Below are 1449 nucleotides of genomic sequence, written 5' to 3' on the forward strand. Positions count from 1 at the left end.
GACGATCGCCGCCCGCCTGCCCTGGCACCGCCGCCCACCCGCCCTAGGACGGCTCCTCCATCAGCGTGCGGAGCTTGGACATGCCTCGGGAGACCGTGGATTTGACCGTGCCGACGCTGACGCCGAGCGCTTCGGCGATCTCCCGTTCGGACATGTCCTCGTAGTAGCGGAGCATGACGGCGAGGCGCTGCCGTTCGGGCAGGCGGCGGAGGGCCCGGCCGAGCGCGTCGCGCATCTCGCTTCGGCCGGTGTGGTCGTCGTCGACGGGACGGTCGGGGAGCCGGTCGGTCGGGTACACGTCCAGCTTCCGGCGCCGCCACCAGGATATCTGCGTGTTGACCATGGCGCGGCGGACGTAGCCGTCGACGGCCGCGGGGTCCTCGATGCGGTCCCAGGCGAGGTAGGTCTTGGTGAGGGCGGACTGGAGGAGGTCCTCGGCCTCGGTGCGGTCGCTGGTCAGCTGGGTGGCGGCGCGGAGCAGCACGGTCCCGCGCTCCGCCACGTACTCGCGGAACTCCTCGTGCCGTGTCCCGTTCACGTCACCACCGGACCAGGGGTTGTGAGCCGCCGCCACGGCGAACTCTCGGTATGGTCGACGATCGCACGGCGATCGTAATTTCGGACCTACCTGAATTACTTATCCGGGTCAACCAGTGGATAATCTTCATCCCGGGTACATCAAACGTCCTCCACCGGCTGACTTATCGCGACAAATCCGTCGACAGCACGAGTCACCGCGCGTGACCCTTGACTCACCGCCCTAACACCAGTGGCCCAGTGTGATGATTCGATGCCGGAGCGCCGCGATGCCGCCTTCCCAACGCCGTGGAGCGAGCCGCCGCCGGCTTCGCGCGTCCGTCCTCGGAACGCCCCCGGGCGACGACGGTCCGCCGGAACGCGCGGAACGCCCGCTGGACGCGGTGACCGGCATCGTGCTCGACGCCAGCCCGCACCTGCTGGTGCTGGGGACGGCCGGCGGTGAGGCCCGCTTCGCGATGGGCGAGTCCACCCCGGTCTGGCACGGCGGGCACGGGAGCCTCGCCGCGCTTCGCCCGGGCCGCGCCGTGGTCGTCCGGCCGAAGGACGCCGGCTTCGTCGCCGACCGGATCTGGGTCGACATCGGCCGGGTCGCGGGCACGATCCTGGCGTGCGGCCGGGACGCCGTGGACGTGGACATGGGCCCGCATCGCGGCCGGACCCGCGTGGTGATCCCGCCGCGCGTCCTCGAACGGGTCCTGGTCCGGCATCCGCGGCTGGAGCCCGGATATCTGATCGACGTGATCTGCGTCCGCTCCCCGGACGGCCCGCGGGCGGTGCTTCCGGGCACGTCGCAGCCGGGCTACCGGGCGGACGATCTCGCCGCGCCGGAGGTCACCGCCCCGGTGCCCAGCGTGTTACGCGGCACCGCGACCTGGTTCGGCGGCCTGGAAGACCCGCCCCTCGCCACCC

General features: G+C 71.6%; 2 protein-coding genes. One reads left to right on the forward strand and one right to left on the reverse strand.

All coding sequences use genetic code 11. The annotated features are described in order from the left end of the window. Positions 1-43 precede the first annotated feature (43 nt). Positions 44-538: a SigE family RNA polymerase sigma factor gene (locus tag E1264_RS42560; protein ID WP_132183244.1), complete on the reverse strand. Its 495-nt coding sequence runs from the start codon at positions 536-538 to the stop codon at positions 44-46. Positions 539-806: 268 nt separating this feature from the next. Between E1264_RS42560 and E1264_RS42565 the strand changes: the two genes are divergently transcribed. Beyond that, positions 807-1449, forward strand: a 643-nt coding sequence (locus E1264_RS42565; protein WP_132183246.1) for a hypothetical protein, incomplete at its 3' end; no start/stop codon positions are given.

This window comes from Actinomadura sp. KC216 (genome assembly GCF_004348535.1).
GTDB lineage: Bacteria > Actinomycetota > Actinomycetes > Streptosporangiales > Streptosporangiaceae > Spirillospora.